The sequence below is a fragment of the Arthrobacter sp. Y3221048 genome (assembly GCF_059092685.1).
This window is the reverse complement of record NZ_JBNHHX010000003.1, coordinates 216810-235417: the sequence shown is the minus strand read 5'-3', so window position 1 is coordinate 235417 and position 18608 is coordinate 216810. Positions and strand designations below refer to the sequence as shown.

Here is an 18608-nt window from a genome sequence, read left to right as displayed (position 1 = left end):
GCGGGCCGACAGGCGGTATCCGCGGCGTCGCCGGTCTCGGCCGGGCGTTGGGCACGGACCAGGCGGCACGCTTAGGCCAAAGCTGAGCAAATCTTCAGCGGATGCCTCCGCGACCTTAAGCGACGTCAGTCACAGTGGTGACTGTGGTTTCAGACCCCGTAACCGGGGCCGGAGGCACAGTCTCCGTTAGTCCACCATCCGCAAAGGAACAGCCCCAGAACCTTGCCCTCGTCCCGTCCGGAGGGAGTGCTCCGGACGTGAGGGTGGTGCTGGGGCTGTTCCTTTGTTAGCTTCCCAAGCCTGCCCGCCTGAGCGCCTCGGCCATTGCGGTGTCGGCGGAGGCGCCGGGGCCGGGAGCGGAGCCGGTACCTCCGCCGGGCTTCCGTCCGTCGCCGCGCCCCGGCTTGCCACCGTCGCCGCGCCCGGGCTTCCGGCCGTCGCGGCGCCCTGTCTTGCCCCCGGCGGGACCGGGACGGGCCCCGCCCTTTGGGGTGCTGGTTTCGCCGGCGCGGCCTGGCTGGCCGGACCCGGGCTGGCGCCGGTCGCCGGCGGGTGCTTCGTCGTCGAGCCGCAGCGTCAGGGAGATGCGCTTGCGCTCCGGATCGGCTTCCAAAACCTTGACCTTCACTACCTGGCCGGACTTGACCACGTCATGGGGATCCGAGACGAACTTGTTCGACATGGCGGAGATGTGGACCAGCCCGTCCTGATGGACGCCGACGTCGACGAAGGCTCCGAACGCCGCGACGTTGGTTACGGTGCCTTCCAGCACCATGCCCGGCATCAAGTCGGAAATCTTTTCCACGCCCTCGGTGAAAGAGGCGGTGGTGAAGGTCGGGCGAGGGTCGCGGCCCGGCTTCTCCAGCTCGGTGATGATGTCCACCACCGTCGGAAGGCCAAAGTGCTCGTCGACGAACTGCTGCGGGTCCAGTACGGCCAGGGACTGGGCGCCCCGTCCCGCCGCCGTCGCGGTTGTGCCTGCGGCGGCGAGGATCTTCCGGGCGACGCCGTACGCCTCCGGGTGCACGCTGGACGCATCAAGCGGCTCCGCCCCGCCGGTAATGCGAAGGAATCCGGCGCACTGTTCGAACGCCTTCTCACCCAGCCGCGGGACCTTCTTCAGCTCGGAGCGCTTGGCGAACGGGCCGTTGGCGTTGCGGTAGGCCACGATATTCTCGCTCAATTGCGTACCGAGGCCGGCCACGCGGGAGAGCAGCGACGGGGAGGCGGTGTTCAGATCCACCCCGACCGCGTTGACGCAGTCTTCGACCACCGCGTCCAAGGACCGCTCCAGCTTGCTGGCCGTGACGTCGTGCTGGTATTGCCCCACGCCGATGGACTTCGGGTCGATCTTGACCAGTTCCGCCAGCGGGTCCTGCAGCCGGCGCGCGATCGAGACGGCACCGCGCAGCGAGACATCCAGTTCGGGCAGTTCCGCCGAGGCCAAGGCCGAGGCCGAGTAGACCGACGCACCCGCCTCCGAAACCACCAGCTTCTGCAGTCTGCGGGTGGGCTCCATCAGTTTGATCAGCTCGGTGGCCAGCTTGTCGGTTTCCCGCGAAGCGGTCCCGTTGCCGATGGCCACGAGTTCGACGGCGTGCCGGTCCGCGAGCCTGGCCAGGGTGGCGAGCGAGTCGTCCCATTTCCTGGCCGGAGCATGCGGATAGATGGTATCGGTCGCCACCACCTTGCCGGTGCCGTCCACGACCGCGACCTTCACGCCCGTGCGCAGTCCGGGGTCCAGCCCCAAGGTGGCGCGGTTGCCGGCCGGTGCGGCCAGCAGCACGTCCCTCAAATTGGCGGCGAAGACCCGCACGGCTTCGTCTTCTGCTGCCGTGAACAGCCGCACACGGAGGTCGATGGCCAGCTTGACCAGGACCCGCCGCCAGCCCAGCTGCGCGGTTTGCTGGAGCCACCGGTCGGCCGGCCGCCCGCGGTCAACCACGCCCATCCGTGACGCCACGGCGTTCTCAAACCGGCCGCGCGCCTCGGCGAAGTCCTCCGGATGAGCCGGATTGCCTTCGCTGATGTCCAGGTTCAGCACGCCTTCCTTCTCGCCCCGAAGCAGCGCCAGCACCCGGTGCGATGGAAGGCCGGCGGGGTCTTGGGCAAAGTCGAAGTAGTCGGCGAACTTCTGGCCGGTTTCAGCCATGCCCTCGCGGACCTCCGCCCGCACCAGGCCCTGCTGCCACAGCCGTTCGCGCAGCTCGGAGACCAGATCGGCGTCCTGGCTGACCCGCTCCACCAGAATCGCCCGGGCACCGGCCAAGGCATCGGCCGGCTCATTGATGGCGTGCCCGGCATTGAGAAACCCTCCAGCCGCTGACAGCGGATCCTGGGACGGGTCGGCCAGGAGGCTGTCGGCGAGCGGCTCCAGGCCTGCTTCGCGGGCAATCTGCGCCTTCGTCCGCCGCTTGGACTTGTAGGGAAGGTAGATGTCCTCCAGCCGCGCCTTCGTCTCGGCTCCGTTGACGGTCGCTTCCAGCTCGGCGGTCAGTTTGCCCTGTGCGGCAATGGCCTCCAGCACGGCACGACGGCGGTCTTCCAGTTCCCGCAGGTAGCGCAGCCGCTCCTCGAGGTCACGCAGCTGGGCGTCATCCAGCGTCCCGGTGGCCTCTTTGCGGTACCGGGCGATAAACGGGACGGTGGCACCGCCGTCGAGCATTTCCACCGCGGCCTTGACCTGCCAGGCATGGACGCCGAGCTCCTGGGCGAGCTGGGCGTGGATCCGGGCATTGAGCGCGGCCGGATCGACAGGAGGCGGGGTTGCTGCGGGGGCGGGCGGGGCAGGCGCGGATGATTCGGTCACCGATCCATTGTGCCGTATTCGAGGCTTGCCCTAGGTGCCGGGATAGTAAAAAGCGTAGTCATCATAGGGGTCGCGCCAGCCGGACTCGTCACGGTGGATCCGGCGGACCTCGCTGCCGGGAACCCAGGCGGTACGGGCGGAGCCGTGCGTATCCATCCACTTCACCTGCACGCTGGTCCGGTCCCAGGAAATGGCCTTGGCATCGAAGGTCTTTCCCTCGTGGCGCACCCGGACATAAGGTTCCCGGCGGTAGGGCTCGCGCGTGGCCCCGGCATGGCGGTCTTCGGCGCGGGCGCGGGGTTCGGCGCGGGCCCGTGCGTACCGGCTGGCGGTCCTGACGTCTACTTTGTTCATGTGGCAACCTTGCCATCCGGCGCGGACGGAAACGGACGGCACAGCCTCGAGTCAGGGGCGGCGGCTTCAGTAGCCGTATCCGCCCGATTCCTTGGCGTTTTCGGCTGCGGCTTCCCCCTGCACATCCTTGGAATCGGGACCGGAGGTTTCCATTGGATTCTCGGATTTCGTGCTGTTTTCGTCGCCGGGCTCCGGATCTGGGGGAGCTGCTGCTTCCTCTTCCCCGGAACCGGAATATTCCTTGCCGCTGCTCATCATGGATTTCCTCCCGCCAGGGGCGGCGGACCCGGTTTGGCGAAGTCCGCGTAGTGCCCGATGCCAATCAGAGTAGGCTGATGCTCAGTATGCTGTCTATGGTGGTGCCGCAGCCCGAATGGCTCGCCTGCATGACAGTGGACGGCGATGACGCGAGCGTTTGCAGAAGCGCTACAGCGTCACGGGGGAAGGAGCCGGCAGCCATGCCAGATCACATTGGCACAGCGGCGGGGCGGGGCCTGGCCTTTGTCTTCTCGGCGCTCAAGACGCTGCGGCCCGCCCGGCCCATTCATCCGATCGGACTTCACCTTGAAGGGCGGCTGGAGAGATCGGGAAAGTCCATCGCCTGCGGCATACCGTGGCTGGACGAAGCGGGGAACAACGACGTCGAGGCGCGGCTGTCAAGGTCAGCCGGGCTGCCGCCGCGGTTTCCCGACATCATCGGGCTCGCGCTGCGGGTCACCGCAGAGGGCGCGCAGGCCGACATCCTGCTGGCTTCCAGCGGCGCCTCCCGGGTCGGAAGGTATCTTCTGCAGCCCCGGCGGGATGTTCGTGCGGCAGCGCTGACCACGGTGATGCCCTACCGAGGGGCACGCGGCCCGGTCCAGCTCGCCGCCCGCACGCTCCGGCCGAACGGGCGACTTCCGGCGGATCCCGTCGGATTCCGACAGGCGCTGGGCAGCGAGGACTGGGTGCTGGCGCTGTTCCATGCGCAGCCGTGGGGCCCGTGGCGCCGGTTTGCTACCCTCACGCTGCGGCCCGCGCAGGGCGGGGGAGACACCGCCCTTCGTTTTGACCCGATCGTGCACCGGCTTCCGGGCGCGGCAACCTACCGGTGGATCGAGAAGCTGCGCGCTCCGTCCTACGCCGTGTCACGCCGGGCGCGGCCGCGGGGATAGCCCCGGACGCGCCTTCGGTGACAGCCCGGGGGGCCGCTGGGATAGCCAGGCCGGCACGCCGGGGGCCTTCAAGCGAAACCTCAAGTCCCCGCTAAATCTGCAATCCAGCTCCTCACCATCCGCGCAGCTGATTCTCCGGCCTCTGCGGGCCACCAGTGGCCGCCGTCGACTTCAACGACCTTCAACTGCGGCACCCAATCCTCCAGCCCGTCCACGAGGTGGGGCGAGAGGAACGGGTCCCGCCGCGGGACTATCACCTGCACGGGAATCCGGCAGCGGGCCGACAGGATCTGGGGGCGGTACCAGTTCGCCCGGTACAGGGCGAGTCCGCGGGCACCGTTGTCGCCGATCCTCCGGCTGGCGAACCGCTCGTACGGACGGGTCAGGAGCGTCCGCCAGGCAAGTTCCGGCAGTACCGGCAACTGGAACCCGGCGACGTACAAGCTGCGCAATGCCTGGCCTGCCGCCTGCGGCCAGAGCACGGGCCTGCGTATCCTGCGGCCGAACCAGCGATGAAGATGGCCCAGGTCCGGGCCGGAAATGCTGGTGAAGCTCAGAATCCGGCCCTCGGCACGGGTATCCTGGGCCGCTGCCCAGCCTTGGATCGATCCCCAGTCGTGTCCTACGAGGTGCACGCCCCGTGCCCCGGAGGCATCGATCACCGCAAAGAGATCGTCCACCAGGACGGGCAGGCGATAGGCGCTGCGATGGGCGACGGTGGTTCGGGATGCCCCGGCATTGCGGGTGTCATAGGAGATGACGTGGCTATTGGCGCTCAGCGCGGTGGCGACGGAGGCGAAGACCGAGTGGTCATCGGGGTAGCCGTGGATCAGCAGGACGGCTGGAATCCCGGAACCGTGCGGCGGGCCGTAGGAGTAAACGGAGAGGGCCGCATCGGGGCGCGCCAGCATCCTGTGCCGTTCATCGGCCTCCATCGGGCTCTCCCTTGCCGCGCATGCCTCCTACGGTCCGCACCCAGCCTACGGCGGACCGGCGACCGCGGCGAGCCTTGGCCGGCGGCACGGCGGCACGGGGGGACGCGGCGGGCGTGGTGAGGACGCCTAGCACAGCGGTCCACATATTGAAACAATTGTCCGGATCGCGGACCCATCTGACTAAGATTCAGAAGTTATTCATTCGAGCGAAAGCCGACACACCAATGTCCAAACCAGCATCAGTTACCGCGGGGGCGCCTGCCGCGCCGGTGAACTCCCGCGGCCGCGTCATCGTTGCCAGCCTCGTTGGCACGTCCATCGAGTTCTATGACTTCTACGTCTATGCCACGGCCGCCGTGCTCGTGTTCCCGGCGCTGTTCTTCCCGAATGCCAGCGGAGCCGTCGCACTGCTGAGTTCGTTCGCGGTATTCGGCGTAGCCTTCATCGCCCGTCCGTTGGGGTCCATCATTTTCGGGCACTTCGGCGACAAGTTCGGCCGCAAAGGAACGCTGGTGGCTTCGCTGCTCACCATGGGCATCGCCACCTTCCTGATCGGCTGCCTGCCCACCGCCCAGGTGGACGGCTGGTCCTTCTGGGCGCCCGCCCTGCTGGTGGTCATGCGCTTCGCCCAGGGCTTGGCCCTTGGCGGCGAATGGAGCGGCGCGGCCCTCCTGGCTACTGAGAATGCGCCGGCCAACAAGCGGGCCATCTACGGCACCTTCCCGCAGTTGGGTGCCCCGATCGGCTTCATCATCGCCAACTCGCTGTTCCTGGTGCTGAGCATCAACCTTGCCAATGACGAGTTCATGGCCTGGGGTTGGCGCATTCCGTTCCTGGCCAGCGCCGTGATGGTCATCATCGGCCTGTGGGTGCGCCTGAAGCTGGTGGAAACCCCTGCCTTCCAGAAGGTCGTGGACAAGGGCGAGGTGACCAAGCTGCCGCTGGGCCGGGTGTTCAAGACCAGCTGGCGCCAGCTGATCCGGGGTACGTTCATCATGCTGGCGACCTACGTGCTGTTCTACCTGATGACCACCTTCACGCTCTCGTACGGCACGGCAGCGACCAACGCCGAGGACGCCGCCGCCGCGGCCGAGGCGGCCGGAAAGCCGTTCGATCCGGACACCTTCGCCGCCGGGCTGGGCTACGCCCGCAACGACTTCCTGCTGATGCTGATCATCGGCGTCGTGTTCTTCGGCATCTTCACCCTGGTGTCGGGACCCCTGGCCGAAAAGTATGGCCGCAAGAAGACGCTGATCGCGGTGTCCCTGGGCATCATGGCATTCGGCTTCCTCTGGGTGCCGCTTTTCGACGGCGGCTTCGCCGGCACCATGGCGCACCTGATCATCGGCTTCACGCTGATGGGCCTGACCTTCGGACCGATGGGCGCAATCCTGCCCGAACTGTTCCCGACCAACGTGCGCTACACCGGGTCGGCCGTGGCCTACAACTTCTCCTCGATCCTGGGCGCTTCGGTGGCCCCATTCATCGCCGTCGCCCTGTGGCAGGCGGCCGGGGGCAGCACGGTCCTGGTGGGCCTCTACCTCAGTGGCGCTGCCGTCCTGACCCTGGTCGCCCTGCTGCTGACCAAGGAAACCAAGGACATGGACTACGAGAACCAGTCGAGCTGACCTGTTCGTAGGACTAAAAGAAAGACCCGCGGCCGGGGCCGCGGGTCTTTCTTTGCCGTGGTTCAGGTGCCGCCGCAGTTGCGGGCATGGCAAAGGCCCGCCGTCTCCGGTGGACGGCGGGCCTTTGTGCCGCTGAAGGAGCAGTTCAATCGGCCAAGGTTAAGCGGTTGTGCTCCTCCTCTTGGTGATGAAGCCCCAGATCACCAGCACGATCAGGGCGCCAATAATGGCCCAGATCCACGATTCGAGGCTGAAGAATTCGTTCATGTCGGCGCCCATCACAGCACCGCCGATCCATCCGCCCAGGAGGGCACCGATGACACCGAGGACGAGCGTGGCAATCCAGCCGCCGCCCTGCCGTCCGGGAAGGATCAGCTTGGCGATGGCTCCGGCAATAAGTCCGAGTAAGAGGAATGCTAGGAAGTTCATGTGGTGCATCTCCTTTGTTAGGTGCTGCGTCAATTCTCCCGGTCAGGCCGGGTTCTGCTCCTTGGTAAGCATCACGCTACCGCATGGACAGCGTGCTTAGTAAGTTGCCGCGCCCACTTGGTACTAAAACGTGACAAGACTACAAGCGGTGATACAGTTCGCCCGGAAAATGGCGCCTTAATCCGCGATGGTGGCCAGCACGGCACCGGCTGAAACGGTGTCCCCGGGCTTGGCTGCCAGCCCCAGGATGGTCCCGGACTTGTGCGCGGTGAGCGGCTGCTCCATCTTCATCGCCTCCAGGACGACGACGAGATCGCCTTCCGCAACCGTGTCGCCTTCGGTGACGGCTACCTTCACGATCGTGCCCTGCATTGGCGAGGCCAATCCGTCGCCAGCGGTCACGGCACCGGCTGTGGAGCCGGAACGGCCCCGGCCGGCGCGTTTGGGCTTGCCATTGGACTTCGCCTGCGCGCCGGAACCGCTGCCCAGACCCGCCGGCAGCACGACCTCGAGCCGCTTGCCCCCGACCTCGACGGTCACACGCTGGCGTTCGCCGTCGTCGTCGGGTCCGGCGGCCGGGACCGACTGGAACGCCGGGATGTCGTTGACGAACTCGGTTTCAATCCAGCGGGTGTGGATGCTGAAAGGCCCATCCGCGGGGGCGAAGGCAGGGTCGGCCACCACGGCGCGGTGGAACGGCAGCACGGTGGGCATGCCTCCGATTTCCATCTCGTCCAGCGCGCGGCGGGCGCGCTCCAATGCCTGGGCGCGGGTGCTGCCGGTGACGATCAGCTTGGCCAGCATGGAATCGAAGTTGCCGCCGATGACTTCGCCCGCCTCGATGCCCGAATCCACGCGGACGCCGGGGCCGGTGGGCAGGCGCAGGGTCTCGACGGTCCCGGGGGCCGGCATGAAATTGCGCCCGGCATCCTCGCCGTTGATGCGAAACTCGAACGAGTGGCCGCGCACGTCGGGGTCGTCATAGCCGAGCTCTTCGCCGCGGGCCAGGCGGAACTGTTCGCGGACCAGGTCGATGCCGGTGACTTCCTCGGACACGGGATGCTCCACCTGCAGGCGGGTGTTGACCTCGAGGAAGGAAATCGTGCCGTCCTGGCCGACGAGGAATTCGCAGGTGCCGGCGCCCTGGTACCTGGCCTCGCGCATGATCGCCTTGGACGCTGCGTAAAGGCGCTCGTTCTGCTCGGGGGACAGGAACGGGGCCGGGGCCTCCTCCACGAGTTTCTGGTTGCGGCGCTGCAGCGAACAGTCGCGGGTAGAGATGACCACCACGTTGCCGTGCGCGTCGGCCAGGCACTGGGTTTCCACGTGCCGCGGAGAGTCCAGGAAACGCTCCACGAAGCATTCGCCGCGTCCGAATGCCGCCGTGGCCTCGCGCACCGCCGACTCGTAGGACTCGGCGATGGCCTCTCGGTCGCGGACCACCTTGATGCCGCGGCCGCCGCCGCCGTAGGCCGCCTTAATGGCCAGCGGCAGGCCGTGCGTGTCGGCGAAGTCCAGGACTTCCTGCACGCTGCCCACCGGATCGGGCGTTCCGGGCACCAAGGGGGCGCCGACCCGTTCGGCGATGTGCCGGGCCTGGACCTTGTCGCCCAGTTGGGAAATGGCGTCGGGAGATGGGCCGATCCAGGTCAGGCCGGCGTCGATGACCCGCTGGGCGAACTCTGCGTTTTCGGACAGGAAACCGTAGCCGGGGTGGACGGCATCGGCACCGGCGGCCTCGGCCACCTGCAGGAGCTTGTCCATCACGAGATAGGATTCGGCCGCGGTGCTCCCGCCGAGTGCATAGGCCTCGTCTGCCAGACGGACGTGCAGGGCATCACGGTCCGGATCGGCATAGACGGCGACCGAGGCAATGCCTTCGTCCCGTGCTGCACGAACTACGCGGACGGCAATTTCACCACGGTTGGCGATCAGTACCTTGGTGATGCGCTGGGTCATTCAAAGCTCCTTCTATCCTTGAGGAGCCTAGCCTGCTTTTGCGGGATTCGCTCATGAACCATCCCTTTTCTGCGTGTGAAGGGGCGGTTCTTTGTAGAGGTCCTACAAAACGTCCGAGCGGTCAGTTCCAGAGGTCGGTGATCTGCACGTTGGCGCTGGCCAGCAGTCGGCGCAAGGTGGAGACGGAAAGGCCGACGACGGCGTGGGGGTCGCCGTCCACCCGCTCGATGAAGGCGCCGCCCAGCGAGTCGATGGTGAACGAACCGGCAACGTGGAGCGGTTCGCCGCTGGCCACGTAGGCGTCGATTTCCGTGTCGGTGAGCTGGGCGAAATGCACCGCGGCGGAGGCGACCGCGCCCACGGTGGCCCCCGATCCGGCGTCGGGGGTTTCCTGCGCGCCGGCTTCGAAGGCGGTGGGGCGGCAGTCCACCAGCCAATGACCGGTGTGCAGCACGCCGTGCCGCCCGCTCATCCGGTGCAGGCGTTCACGGGCGACGTCCGGCTCGTGCGGCTTGCCGTACGGCGCACCGTCGAGTTCGAACACCGAGTCGCAGCCAAGCACCAAGGCGCCTTCGGCCGCGGGGAGCGCCGCGACAGCCTCGGCCTTGGCCCGTGCCAACAACAGCGCAGTGTCGTGGGGGTCGGTGATGCCGTAGCCCGCCGTGACTGCTTCTTCGTCCACGTCCGACACCAGGACCTCGTGCGCGATGCCGGCTTCGGTCAGGAGCTTGGTGCGGGCGGGGGATGCTGAGGCCAGAATCAGGCGAAGGTCGGTCATCCGACCAAGCTTATCCGGCGCCGCAAAGCGAACCCTGCTTAGGGTGTTTCCGGCCCGTGACCTGAGCGTAAAGAATCACCGCCGTTGTCCCGTGGACCGGTTGCCTGACCGTACGATTTCGGCGGGAGCTTCTCCCGCCGGAGAGTACGCCCTTGACCGGGCCGAAGGGACCCGGCACAGATGAGGGCCGGTGCACCGTTGGGGGATGCATCGGCCCTCCTGTCTGTCCCCGCCCGGCCGGACGGGTCCCGGGTCAGCCGGCGGCGGCCACCGGGTCCTCGCCCAGCAGCGCGCGCCGCAGGGTGTCCAGTCCCACCGAGCCGATATTCAGCGCCTGGCTGTGGAAGGCCTTGATGTCGAAGGCATCGCCCTCCCGACGCCGCCGCTCGTCGCGGATTTCCTCCCAGAGCTTCTGGCCGAGCTTGTAGGACGGGGCCTGTCCCGGCCACCCAAGGTACCGGGTGAACTCAAAGTCCAGCTGGCCCTTGCTGATGGCAATGTTCTTGCGCAGGAACTCGTAACCCTTCTCCGGGGTCCAGGTTCCCGAGCCCCAGCGCGCGGGGATCTCCAGCTCCAGGTGGACGCCGATGTCGAACACCACGCGGGCTGCCCGCATGCGCTGCGCGTCGAGCATGCCCATCCGGTCGCCCGGATCGGCCAAGTAGCCCAAGTCATCCATCAGGCGTTCGGCATACAGCGCCCAGCCTTCGCCGTGGCCGGAAACCCAGCAGATGTTCCGCCGCCAGTTGTTCAGCAGCTCGCGGCGGTAGGTGGCCGTCGCGACCTGGAGATGGTGGCCCGGAACGCCCTCGTGGTAGACCGTGGTGGTTTCCTTCCACGTGGTGAAGCTGTCTTCGCCTTCGGGCACCGACCACCACATCCGGCCCGGTCGGGCGAAGTCGTCGCTGGGCCCGGTGTAGTAGATGCCTCCCTCATGCGTCGGGGCAATCATGCACTCCAGCCGGCGCATGGGTTCGGGAATGTCGAAGTGGTCGGCCAGCTCCTCCACGGCCTTGTCCGAGAGGCCCTGCATCCACGCCTGCAGCTCTTCGGTGCCGTGCAGCTGCCGCTGGGGATCCGAATCCAGCAGCGCCATCGCTTCCTCGATGCTGGCCCCGGGCCGGATTTGTTCCGCCACGGCTTCCTGCTCCGCGATGATGCGGTCCAGTTCCGCCACGCCCCAGGCATAGGTGGCTTCCAGATCCACCGCAGACCCCAGGAAACGGCGCGACATCAGGGCATAGCGTTCCCGGCCCACCGCGTCCTGCTCCGGGGCTGCCGGGAGCAGCTCGGCCTCGAGGAACGAGGCCAGCCGGCCGTAGGCGGTCGCCGCGGTGCCCGCGGCATCGGCCAGCCGGTCGCGCAGGTCCCGGGACAGCTCGCCCTCTTCCAATGCAGCGTGCCCGGCCAGCGTGCGGAAGAAACCGTCCTCGGCCGCGTACGCACGGGTCTGCTCGATCACGATCCGCACCTGCCGCTTGGCGGCGACCAGACCGCGGTCCTTGGCCTCGCGCAGCGACGTCACGTAGCCGGCAATCGCGTCCGGAACGTGCGCCATGCGGCCGGCGATGTTGTTCCAGTCCTCGACGGTGTCGGTGGGCATCAGGTCGAAGATGGCACGGATGTCCTGCGCCGGCGAGGCGATGTTGTTCAGGTCCGCCAGGTCCCAGCCGGTCTCGTGGATTTCGAGTTCAAGGCCCAGCCGCTCGTGCATCGCATCGAGGGTGACGCGGTCCACGTCGTCGGTCGGTTCCAGGTCCTCGAGCCGCCGCAGCGCCTCTCGGGTAACCTCGGCGAAGGCCTCGGCGCCGGCAGGGGAGTAGTCCGGGTACTCGGTCTCGTGTCCGGGGATGCCAAGGGAGGTCGCCAGCGAAGGGTCCAACTCCAGCAGGGCCGCCGTGTAGGCGTCTGCGACGGCATCGATGGCGGACGGAGTGCGCCCGGTTTCCGGGGTCTTGGTCAGTTCAGATGTCTGCTCAGTCACAGGGAGAGCCTACCGGCAACCCGCTGACCCCGGCCACGCCGGCGTGCGTGGCTGCTGTCCGGCACCCTGAGGCCGGTCGGGCACGCGGCGATTGTCACGGAATCGTAGTGTGCCGCCTCTGGCCCTCTGGGCCTGCCGCCCCATAGGTTGGGGGATCAACGGTGAGGAGAGCATGGTGCGCAAGAGGACGACGGCGGCGTTGGCGGCTTTGGGGGTGGCGCCCGCCATGGTGCTCGGCGGCTGTGCGGCGCCTCCGGAACTGCTGACCGCGGACGGTGTGGCCCGGGTGGACGCGGCAGCGGGGGATTATCCCGCCGAGGTCGACGCGCTGCGGCGTTCGGCCTACAAGCTGGGAGCAGCCATGCTCGCGGCGGCGCCGGAGAAAAACCAGGTCACCAGTCCGGTGAGCCTGCTCTATGCCGTTGCCATGCTCCGCGCCGGCGCCGGCAGTACTACCGCCCGCGAGATGGATGCCGTTTTGGGGCTGCCGGACGGGAATCTTGACGACGCCATGAACGGGCTGTTGGCCGGGTGGGAAGGTTTCGACGGCGATCCCGGCTCGGTCGACGAGGAGGAGCCGCCGGTCCGGCCGCTGCTGCACCTGGCGAACGGCATCTTCGTGGACGAGGGGACGCCCACCGGCGAGGACTACCTGCACACCCTGGCCCGGCATTACGGCTCCGGCGTATATCCGGTGGACTATTCCGATCCAGCGACCAAACACGCCATGGATGCGTGGGTGGACCACCACACCGGCGGCCGCATCACCGAGGCCCCCGGCACCTTCGACCCGGGGAACACGCTGACCCTCCTCAACGCCGTCTATTTCGCGGCTGCATGGGAACAGCCGTTCGACCCGTCGGCAACGGAGGACGGCGCCTTCACCACGGCTTCGGGCGGGACGGTCAAGGTACCCATGATGGGCAATCTCGTGCAGGCGGCGTACGGGCGCGGGAACGGCTGGCAGGGCATCGACCTGCCGTACAGCGACGGATTCGTGATGCGCCTTGTCCTGCCCGACGGCGGCGCGCCGGTTTTGGACGAGGAAGGCCTGGGGGACGTGGCTACGGTCATGGACAGTGCCGCCGACGCCATGGTCCTTCTGCAGCTGCCCAGCTGGAACCACACCCACCACCAAGACCTGCTGCCGATCCTGCGCCGACTCGGACTCGCCGAGACCTTCGGCCCGAATCCCGATTTGGAGGCCATACAGCAGGACGCCTCGGTGACCGGCGCGGCCCAGCAAGCCAACATCACCGTAGGGGAAAAGGGGACAGTCGCAGCGGCCGTGACGGAGCTTGACATAATGGCCGGTTCGCTGCCACCGCGGCCCGACGTCGAGCTCTCGTTCGACCGGCCCTTCCTGTACCAGATCGTCCACCTGCCGACGGGACTCCCGCTGTTCCTCGGCACGGTGTTGGACCCTCGCTGAGCGCCCGGAAAGTGGTACCCGGTGCCCGGGGCCGGCTACCGGAAGGTGTGCCGCCAGGCGCCGGGTCCGTGAGAGACGAACGGCCGCAGCAGCGGCCGGCGGTTTCGCCGGGGCCTGCTCTTGGGCGAACCGGCCGGCCCGGCGGACTGCAGGGCGGCGACGACGGCGGTCAGGGCGGCGAGTTCCTCGGCGTTCGGATTGCCCTTGGCAACGGTCAGCAGCGGTTGCGGCCGCACGGCGGCATCGTCGCGCCGCACCGCGGCCGGGTCTGAAGACTGTGCTGTGTTCATGTCTGACCAACGGCTCATAGCGGAATGTTCCCGTGTTTCTTGTGCGGCATGGTCGCCCGCTTGTCGCGCAGCGCCCGCAGGCCGCGGACCACTTGGAGGCGGGTGTCGGACGGTGCGATCACGGCGTCGACGTAACCGAGCTCGGCAGCCTGGTACGGGTTGAGCAGCTCTTCTTCGTACTGTGAAATGATCTCCTGCCGGCGGGCCTCGACGTCCCCGCCTTCGGCAGCCACGGCCGCCAGGTCGCGGCGGTACAGGATGTTGACCGCGCCTTGGGCGCCCATCACGCCGATCTGGGCCGTGGGCCAGGCGAGGTTCAGGTCGGCACCGAGCTTCTTGGAGCCCATCACGATGTAGGCACCGCCGTAGGCTTTGCGCGTGATGACCGTCAGCTTCGGCACCGTGGCCTCGGCGTACGCATAGAGCAGTTTGGCTCCGCGGCGGATGATGCCGTTGAATTCCTGGTCCTTGCCCGGCAGGAAGCCGGGCACGTCCACCAGGGTGAGGATGGGGATGTTGAAGGCGTCGCAGTGACGGACGAAGCGGGCGGCCTTTTCCGAGGCGTTGATGTCCAAGGTGCCGGCGAACTGCATGGGCTGGTTGGCGACGACGCCCACGGTGTGCCCCTCGACGCGGCCGTAGCCGATGATCACGTTCGGCGCATACAGCGACTGCATTTCCAGGAAATTGCCGTCGTCGACGACGTGCTCGATCACGGTCCGCATGTCGTACGGCTGGTTGGCCGAATCCGGAATCAGCTCGTCAAGGGTTAGGTCGTCGGCGGTGATTTCGAGTTCCTCCTCGAAGTCCAGCGGAGGAGCCTCGGCCAAATTGTTCGAGGGGAGGAACTCGAGCAGCTCGCGGACAAACTCGACAGCGTCCGACTCATCGGCGGCCAGATAGGTGGCGGTGCCCGTCGTGGCGTTGTGCTGGCGTGCTCCGCCCAGCGTCTCCATGTCCACTTCTTCGCCGGTGACCGTCTTGATGACGTCCGGTCCGGTGATGAACATGTGGCTGGTCTTGTCGACCATCACCACGAAGTCCGTCAGGGCGGGGGAGTAGGCGGCCCCGCCGGCGCACGGACCCATGATCAGCGAGATCTGGGGCACCACGCCGGAGGCGGCGACGTTGTTGCGGAAGATGTCGGCGAACATCGCCAGCGATGCCACACCCTCCTGGATGCGCGCCCCGCCGCCGTCGTTTATGCCGATGACGGGGCATCCGTTGCGCAGGGCGAATTCCTGCACCTTCACGATTTTCTCGCCGTTGACTTGGGACAGCGAGCCGCCGTAGACGGAGAAGTCCTGGCTGTACAACGCGACCAGGCGCCCGTCGACGGTGCCGTAACCGGAGACGACGCCGTCGCCGAGCGGCTTCTTCTTCTCCATGCCAAAGGCCGTCGACCGGTGCGTGGCAAAGGCGTCGAACTCGACGAAGGAGCCTTCGTCCACCAGCATTTCGATCCGTTCCCGAGCGGTGTTCTTGCCGCGGGCATGCTGCTTCTCGATCGCCTCGGCGCCGGAAGGCTGCATGGACTGCGCCTGGCGGCGGCGGAAGTCCGCAATCTTGCCTGCAGTGGTCTGCAGATCAAGGTCTTGGTCGAGGCTCATGGATTCTCCGGATTCTGCCGAGGGTGTCGGATGCCGGCGCTCTGCAGGCTGTTTAAGTAGGTTTCGCACAAAACAGCAAGGCACAGGCACGCCGCTGAACCAAGTCTAGTGAGCATCGGCCTCGCGCCCGCTGTAGGAACCCTACAATTTCGCCGCAACTGCTTTTGCCCGGTCGAGGCCGACGACGGCGGCCCGGCGGCAGCCCCTCCGTAGCCCGCGGTCAGTAGGATGGGATACATGAGCCCGAGTTTTTCCGACGTTGACCGACCGGCCCTGGATTTCGACGGCCTCAGCGACGCTCTCTGCGCACCCTTGGGCCCGTACCGGAGGCTCGAACTGGTGGAATCCACGGGCTCCACCAATACCGACCTGGCGGCCAAGGCGGTCGCCGACAAAGTGGGCTGGTCGGACCTGAGCGTCCTGGCCGCAGAAGTGCAAACAGCAGGCCGCGGCCGGCTGGAACGGCAGTGGAGCGCCCCGGCACGCTCGTCGGTGATCGTGAGCATCCTGCTGCGCCCCTTCAACCACGCCGGCCGGCCCGTGCCGACCCAGAGCTACGCCTGGTTCTCACTGCTGGCGGCCGCCGCGCTGGCAGAGGCGCTCGGCGAGTATGCGCAGCTCAAGGCCGAGGTCAAATGGCCCAACGACGTCCTGGTCTCCGGGCGAAAGATCGCCGGCATCCTGGCCCAAATCGTCAACTACCCCGACGGCTCGCCCCCCGCCATCGTTCTCGGCACCGGCCTCAACGTGACCCTTTCCAAGGATGAGCTGCCCGTTCCCACGGCCACCAGCGTCGCGCTGGAAAAGGGCCGGACGACCGACCGGAATATCCTGCTGATGTCCTATCTGCGGGTGTTCTCTCAGCGCTACCGGCAGTTCTGTGATGTCAGCGGCGACCCCGCGGCCGAATGGGACGACGGATCCAGCCTGATCGGGCGCATGCGCGACGTCATGGTCACCCTGGGACAGCAGGTGCGCGCCGAGCTTCCGGACGGGAAGCAGATCATCGGCGAGGCCTTCGGCCTGGACGCTTACGGCGCCGTGAAGATCCGTGATGCGGAAGGCACGGAGCACGTCGTGACAGCCGGCGACGTCGTGCACCTCCGGCCGCACGAAGGTCCCTGAGTTGCTCTGGACGCCCTGCCGGATCCGGGAGCGCCGTTGCGGTTGAAACTGGATCCGGGGGAGCGCGTGATCGTGGCGACACGGCCGCAGGCCCGGAAGCTTTCCTGGCCGGTGGTGGCAGCGCTGTTGGTGCTTGGCGCCGGCTCCTACGTGTTGGGCAACCTCAGCCGCCCCAGCCCGCCGGACTGGGTGGTCGAGTGGCGCCCGTTGCTGCTCGCCGGACTGGCCGTGACGGTGGCGGCGCTGCTGTCACGGCTGTTCCTGTTGCCGCTGCTGCGCTGGATGAGTACGCGGTATCTGCTGACCAGCAGGCGCCTCATCATCCGCCAGGGCGTCGGGCGGCGGCATGAACGCCAGCTGCTGCTGGTGGCAATTGCCGAAGTCCACAGCGAACAGTCCATCATCCAGCGCACACTGCGCAGCGGCAATCTCACGATCGAGCTGGGGCACGGACGCACCAGCACGTTGGTTGACGTACCGGAGGTCCACCGGTTCAGATCGTTGGTGGTGGAGGCCATCGAGGAGCTGCCACGCACCGCCATGTTTGATGGTGTAGACATGGAAACGGAAACCGAGTGGAACAGCTGGGACAGCTGACAGGGAGGAAAGCACAGGATGGACATCAGCAGCGGACAGGATGAACCGCGCCGGGCACCGGTCCCGCGTGATCCCGAGCTGCCCCACCTGCTGCGCCGCGAAGTTCCGCCGTCGGCCGCGGACGAGCCGGACGAAGAGCTGGAGGAAACCCGCCCGGAGGATCCGGAACCTGTGCTGGAGGCAGAGCCGGCACCCGAAGGGCTGCGGGCCACCGGAGGCCACCCGGCCGGGGAGCCCGAGACGTTGACCTTGTCCATGCCGCGCGTGCCGTTGCCCGCCCAATCAGCACCCGCCGCCGAGTCCGACGGAAAAGTGGACCGGCAAGCGATCAAGGATCTCGAGATCCGGTTGCTGGGCTCTGAACGGACCATGAAGCGCCGTGAAGTGGCCGCCGGTGCAGGAGTCTCGCTGTTGTCGGCCCGCAAGATCTGGCGGGCCTTGGGGTTCGCCAACCTCGGGGACGAGGACCTCGCCTTCACCCAGGCCGACCTGGATGCCTTGACCACCATCATCGATCTGGTCCGCGAGGAACGGTTGACCGAAGAAGCGGCCATTTCGATCACCCGGTCGGTCGGCCAGATGACGGACCGCATGGTGGTCTGGCAGGTGGAGGCGTTGGTGGAGGAAATGGTGCACCAGCGGGGGCTCACCGATGCCCAGGCCCGCCAGCGGCTGGTCCATGAGCTGCCGAACCTGATCGATTCCCTGGAAAAGCTGTTGCTCTACTCCTACCGCCGACAGCTCAACGCCGGGGTTGCCCGCCTGACCGTGCGGGCCGAGGCCGCCCTGGGTGCCGGCGCCGGGGCAGGTGGCGACGTCGATTCGCTGCCCCTGTTGCGGGCCGTGGGTTTCGCAGACCTGGTTTCCTATACGAGCCTGTCCCGCCAGATGAACGAGAAGACCCTCGCCCAACTGGTCCAGCGGTTCGAAAACCGTTGTGCCGAGATTATCTCCGTGGGCGGCGGGCGCTTGGTGAAGACGATCGGCGATGAAGTCCTCTACATCGCGTCCTCGCCGCAGGCCGGGGCTGAAATCTCGCTGGCGTTGGCGAAGGCCATCGGTGACGACGATCTGCTGCCGTCGGCGCGGGTTGCCATGGTTTGGGGCAGGGTCCTTTCCCGGCTCGGCGACATCTACGGCCCCACGGTGAATCTCGCCGCCCGGTTGACCACGCTCGCGGAGCCCGGCACCGTGCTGGTCGACGCGTCCACCGCGTCCACGCTCGCCGGGGATGAGAGGTTCGTGCTGATCCCGCAGAAGGTGCGCACGGTCCGCGGATTCGGCGAGGTCAACCCGGTCACCGTTGCCCACGGCACCGGCCAAGGGTTGGTCGTCGACTAGATCCGGTCGCCGGACGGCGGGCGGCGCCCGCGGTGCTGGCGGGCGCGCACCGCGGGCGTGGACGAGGGCGGTGCCCGCTGAGGCGGGGACGGCGGCGGTGCCCGCCGAGGGGACCCGACGGACCAAACCGAGCGCCGCCGTCGTCGTTCCCGAGACTTTGCCCGGCAGGGGAGTGCTCCCCAT

General features: G+C 67.4%; 16 protein-coding genes. 6 read left to right on the top strand and 10 right to left on the bottom strand.

The window, feature by feature from the left end; all coding sequences use genetic code 11:
- Window positions 1–286: 286 nt before the first annotated feature.
- From AC5RVS_RS09975 to AC5RVS_RS09965, 3 genes are all read right to left on the bottom strand, one after another.
- Window positions 287–2809, bottom strand: a complete 2523-nt coding sequence (locus AC5RVS_RS09975; RefSeq protein ID WP_494108011.1) for a Tex family protein — start codon at window positions 2807–2809, stop codon at window positions 287–289.
- Between the two features lie 30 nt (window positions 2810–2839).
- Complete coding sequence (locus tag AC5RVS_RS09970; protein WP_493988037.1) at window positions 2840–3163, bottom strand: hypothetical protein; 324 nt, start codon at window positions 3161–3163, stop codon at window positions 2840–2842.
- Between the two features lie 66 nt (window positions 3164–3229).
- Window positions 3230–3421: a hypothetical protein gene (locus AC5RVS_RS09965; RefSeq protein WP_494108010.1), complete on the bottom strand. Its 192-nt coding sequence runs from the start codon at window positions 3419–3421 to the stop codon at window positions 3230–3232.
- 200 nt (window positions 3422–3621) lie between these two features.
- Between AC5RVS_RS09965 and AC5RVS_RS09960 the strand changes: the two genes are divergently transcribed.
- The gene (locus AC5RVS_RS09960; protein WP_494108009.1) at window positions 3622–4317 is read left to right on the top strand and encodes a hypothetical protein; all 696 of its coding nucleotides are present in this window, start codon (window positions 3622–3624) and stop codon (window positions 4315–4317) included.
- A gap of 80 nt (window positions 4318–4397) precedes the next feature.
- Here AC5RVS_RS09960 and AC5RVS_RS09955 read toward each other — a convergent pair whose 3' ends face one another.
- Window positions 4398–5252, bottom strand: a complete 855-nt coding sequence (locus AC5RVS_RS09955; protein WP_494108008.1) for an alpha/beta fold hydrolase — start codon at window positions 5250–5252, stop codon at window positions 4398–4400.
- A gap of 224 nt (window positions 5253–5476) precedes the next feature.
- Here AC5RVS_RS09955 and AC5RVS_RS09950 point away from each other — a divergent pair, with 224 nt between their 5' ends.
- Window positions 5477–6880 carry an MFS transporter gene (locus AC5RVS_RS09950; protein ID WP_494108007.1) on the top strand — a complete coding sequence of 468 codons (1404 nt, stop codon included), beginning with the start codon at window positions 5477–5479 and terminating at the stop codon, window positions 6878–6880.
- Between the two features lie 159 nt (window positions 6881–7039).
- Here AC5RVS_RS09950 and AC5RVS_RS09945 read toward each other — a convergent pair whose 3' ends face one another.
- The 4 genes from AC5RVS_RS09945 to AC5RVS_RS09930 form a co-directional block, all read right to left on the bottom strand.
- A complete protein-coding gene (locus AC5RVS_RS09945) occupies window positions 7040–7309 on the bottom strand; it encodes a GlsB/YeaQ/YmgE family stress response membrane protein (protein WP_493977616.1) in 270 nt (89 codons plus the stop codon).
- 177 nt (window positions 7310–7486) lie between these two features.
- Window positions 7487–9268, bottom strand: coding sequence for an acetyl/propionyl/methylcrotonyl-CoA carboxylase subunit alpha (locus tag AC5RVS_RS09940; RefSeq protein WP_494108006.1), 1782 nt, complete (start codon window positions 9266–9268; stop codon window positions 7487–7489).
- A 121-nt stretch (window positions 9269–9389) separates the two neighbouring features.
- Window positions 9390–10046: a Maf family protein gene (locus tag AC5RVS_RS09935; protein ID WP_493988043.1), complete on the bottom strand. Its 657-nt coding sequence runs from the start codon at window positions 10044–10046 to the stop codon at window positions 9390–9392.
- A 253-nt stretch (window positions 10047–10299) separates the two neighbouring features.
- Window positions 10300–12030 (bottom strand): DUF885 domain-containing protein, encoded by a 1731-nt coding sequence (locus AC5RVS_RS09930; RefSeq protein ID WP_494108005.1) that lies wholly within the window; start codon window positions 12028–12030, stop codon window positions 10300–10302.
- Between the two features lie 172 nt (window positions 12031–12202).
- Between AC5RVS_RS09930 and AC5RVS_RS09925 the strand changes: the two genes are divergently transcribed.
- The gene (locus AC5RVS_RS09925; RefSeq protein ID WP_494108004.1) at window positions 12203–13462 is read left to right on the top strand and encodes a serpin family protein; all 1260 of its coding nucleotides are present in this window, start codon (window positions 12203–12205) and stop codon (window positions 13460–13462) included.
- Window positions 13463–13497: 35 nt separating this feature from the next.
- On the opposite strand, the gene AC5RVS_RS09920 is transcribed toward AC5RVS_RS09925, so the two are convergent.
- Both AC5RVS_RS09920 and AC5RVS_RS09915 read right to left on the bottom strand, forming a co-directional pair.
- Window positions 13498–13770, bottom strand: coding sequence for an acyl-CoA carboxylase epsilon subunit (locus tag AC5RVS_RS09920; protein WP_494108003.1), 273 nt, complete (start codon window positions 13768–13770; stop codon window positions 13498–13500).
- A complete protein-coding gene (locus tag AC5RVS_RS09915; protein ID WP_494108002.1) occupies window positions 13767–15362 on the bottom strand; it encodes an acyl-CoA carboxylase subunit beta in 1596 nt (531 codons plus the stop codon). The genes AC5RVS_RS09920 and AC5RVS_RS09915 overlap by 4 nt, the downstream gene beginning before the upstream one ends.
- Before the next feature lie 237 nt (window positions 15363–15599).
- On the opposite strand from AC5RVS_RS09915, the gene AC5RVS_RS09910 reads away from it, so the two are divergent.
- From AC5RVS_RS09910 to AC5RVS_RS09900, 3 genes are read left to right on the top strand one after another with little or no spacing between them, the layout of a single operon-like run.
- On the top strand, window positions 15600–16487 hold the full coding sequence (locus AC5RVS_RS09910) for a biotin--[acetyl-CoA-carboxylase] ligase (RefSeq protein WP_494108001.1): 888 nt from the start codon (window positions 15600–15602) through the stop codon (window positions 16485–16487).
- Window positions 16488–16523: 36 nt separating this feature from the next.
- On the top strand, window positions 16524–17084 hold the full coding sequence (locus AC5RVS_RS09905; RefSeq protein WP_494108000.1) for a PH domain-containing protein: 561 nt from the start codon (window positions 16524–16526) through the stop codon (window positions 17082–17084).
- Between the two features lie 18 nt (window positions 17085–17102).
- On the top strand, window positions 17103–18425 hold the full coding sequence (locus AC5RVS_RS09900; RefSeq protein ID WP_494107999.1) for an adenylate/guanylate cyclase domain-containing protein: 1323 nt from the start codon (window positions 17103–17105) through the stop codon (window positions 18423–18425).
- The last annotated feature ends 183 nt before the right edge of the window (window positions 18426–18608 follow it).

Excerpts from the sequence above, each read along its gene's own strand:
- AC5RVS_RS09970 (WP_493988037.1), bottom strand. The coding sequence starts at position 3,163 with ATGAACAAAGTAGACGTCAGGACCGCCAGCCGGTACGCACGGGCCCGC.
- AC5RVS_RS09965 (WP_494108010.1), bottom strand. The coding sequence starts at position 3,421 with ATGATGAGCAGCGGCAAGGAATATTCCGGTTCCGGGGAAGAGGAAGCA.
- AC5RVS_RS09960 (WP_494108009.1), top strand. The coding sequence starts at position 3,622 with ATGCCAGATCACATTGGCACAGCGGCGGGGCGGGGCCTGGCCTTTGTC.
- AC5RVS_RS09955 (WP_494108008.1), bottom strand. The coding sequence starts at position 5,252 with ATGGAGGCCGATGAACGGCACAGGATGCTGGCGCGCCCCGATGCGGCC.
- AC5RVS_RS09950 (WP_494108007.1), top strand. The coding sequence starts at position 5,477 with ATGTCCAAACCAGCATCAGTTACCGCGGGGGCGCCTGCCGCGCCGGTG.
- AC5RVS_RS09945 (WP_493977616.1), bottom strand. The coding sequence starts at position 7,309 with ATGAACTTCCTAGCATTCCTCTTACTCGGACTTATTGCCGGAGCCATC.
- AC5RVS_RS09940 (WP_494108006.1), bottom strand. The coding sequence starts at position 9,268 with ATGACCCAGCGCATCACCAAGGTACTGATCGCCAACCGTGGTGAAATT.
- AC5RVS_RS09935 (WP_493988043.1), bottom strand. The coding sequence starts at position 10,046 with ATGACCGACCTTCGCCTGATTCTGGCCTCAGCATCCCCCGCCCGCACC.
- AC5RVS_RS09925 (WP_494108004.1), top strand. The coding sequence starts at position 12,203 with ATGGTGCGCAAGAGGACGACGGCGGCGTTGGCGGCTTTGGGGGTGGCG.
- AC5RVS_RS09920 (WP_494108003.1), bottom strand. The coding sequence starts at position 13,770 with ATGAGCCGTTGGTCAGACATGAACACAGCACAGTCTTCAGACCCGGCC.
- AC5RVS_RS09915 (WP_494108002.1), bottom strand. The coding sequence starts at position 15,362 with ATGAGCCTCGACCAAGACCTTGATCTGCAGACCACTGCAGGCAAGATT.
- AC5RVS_RS09910 (WP_494108001.1), top strand. The coding sequence starts at position 15,600 with ATGAGCCCGAGTTTTTCCGACGTTGACCGACCGGCCCTGGATTTCGAC.
- AC5RVS_RS09900 (WP_494107999.1), top strand. The coding sequence starts at position 17,103 with ATGGACATCAGCAGCGGACAGGATGAACCGCGCCGGGCACCGGTCCCG.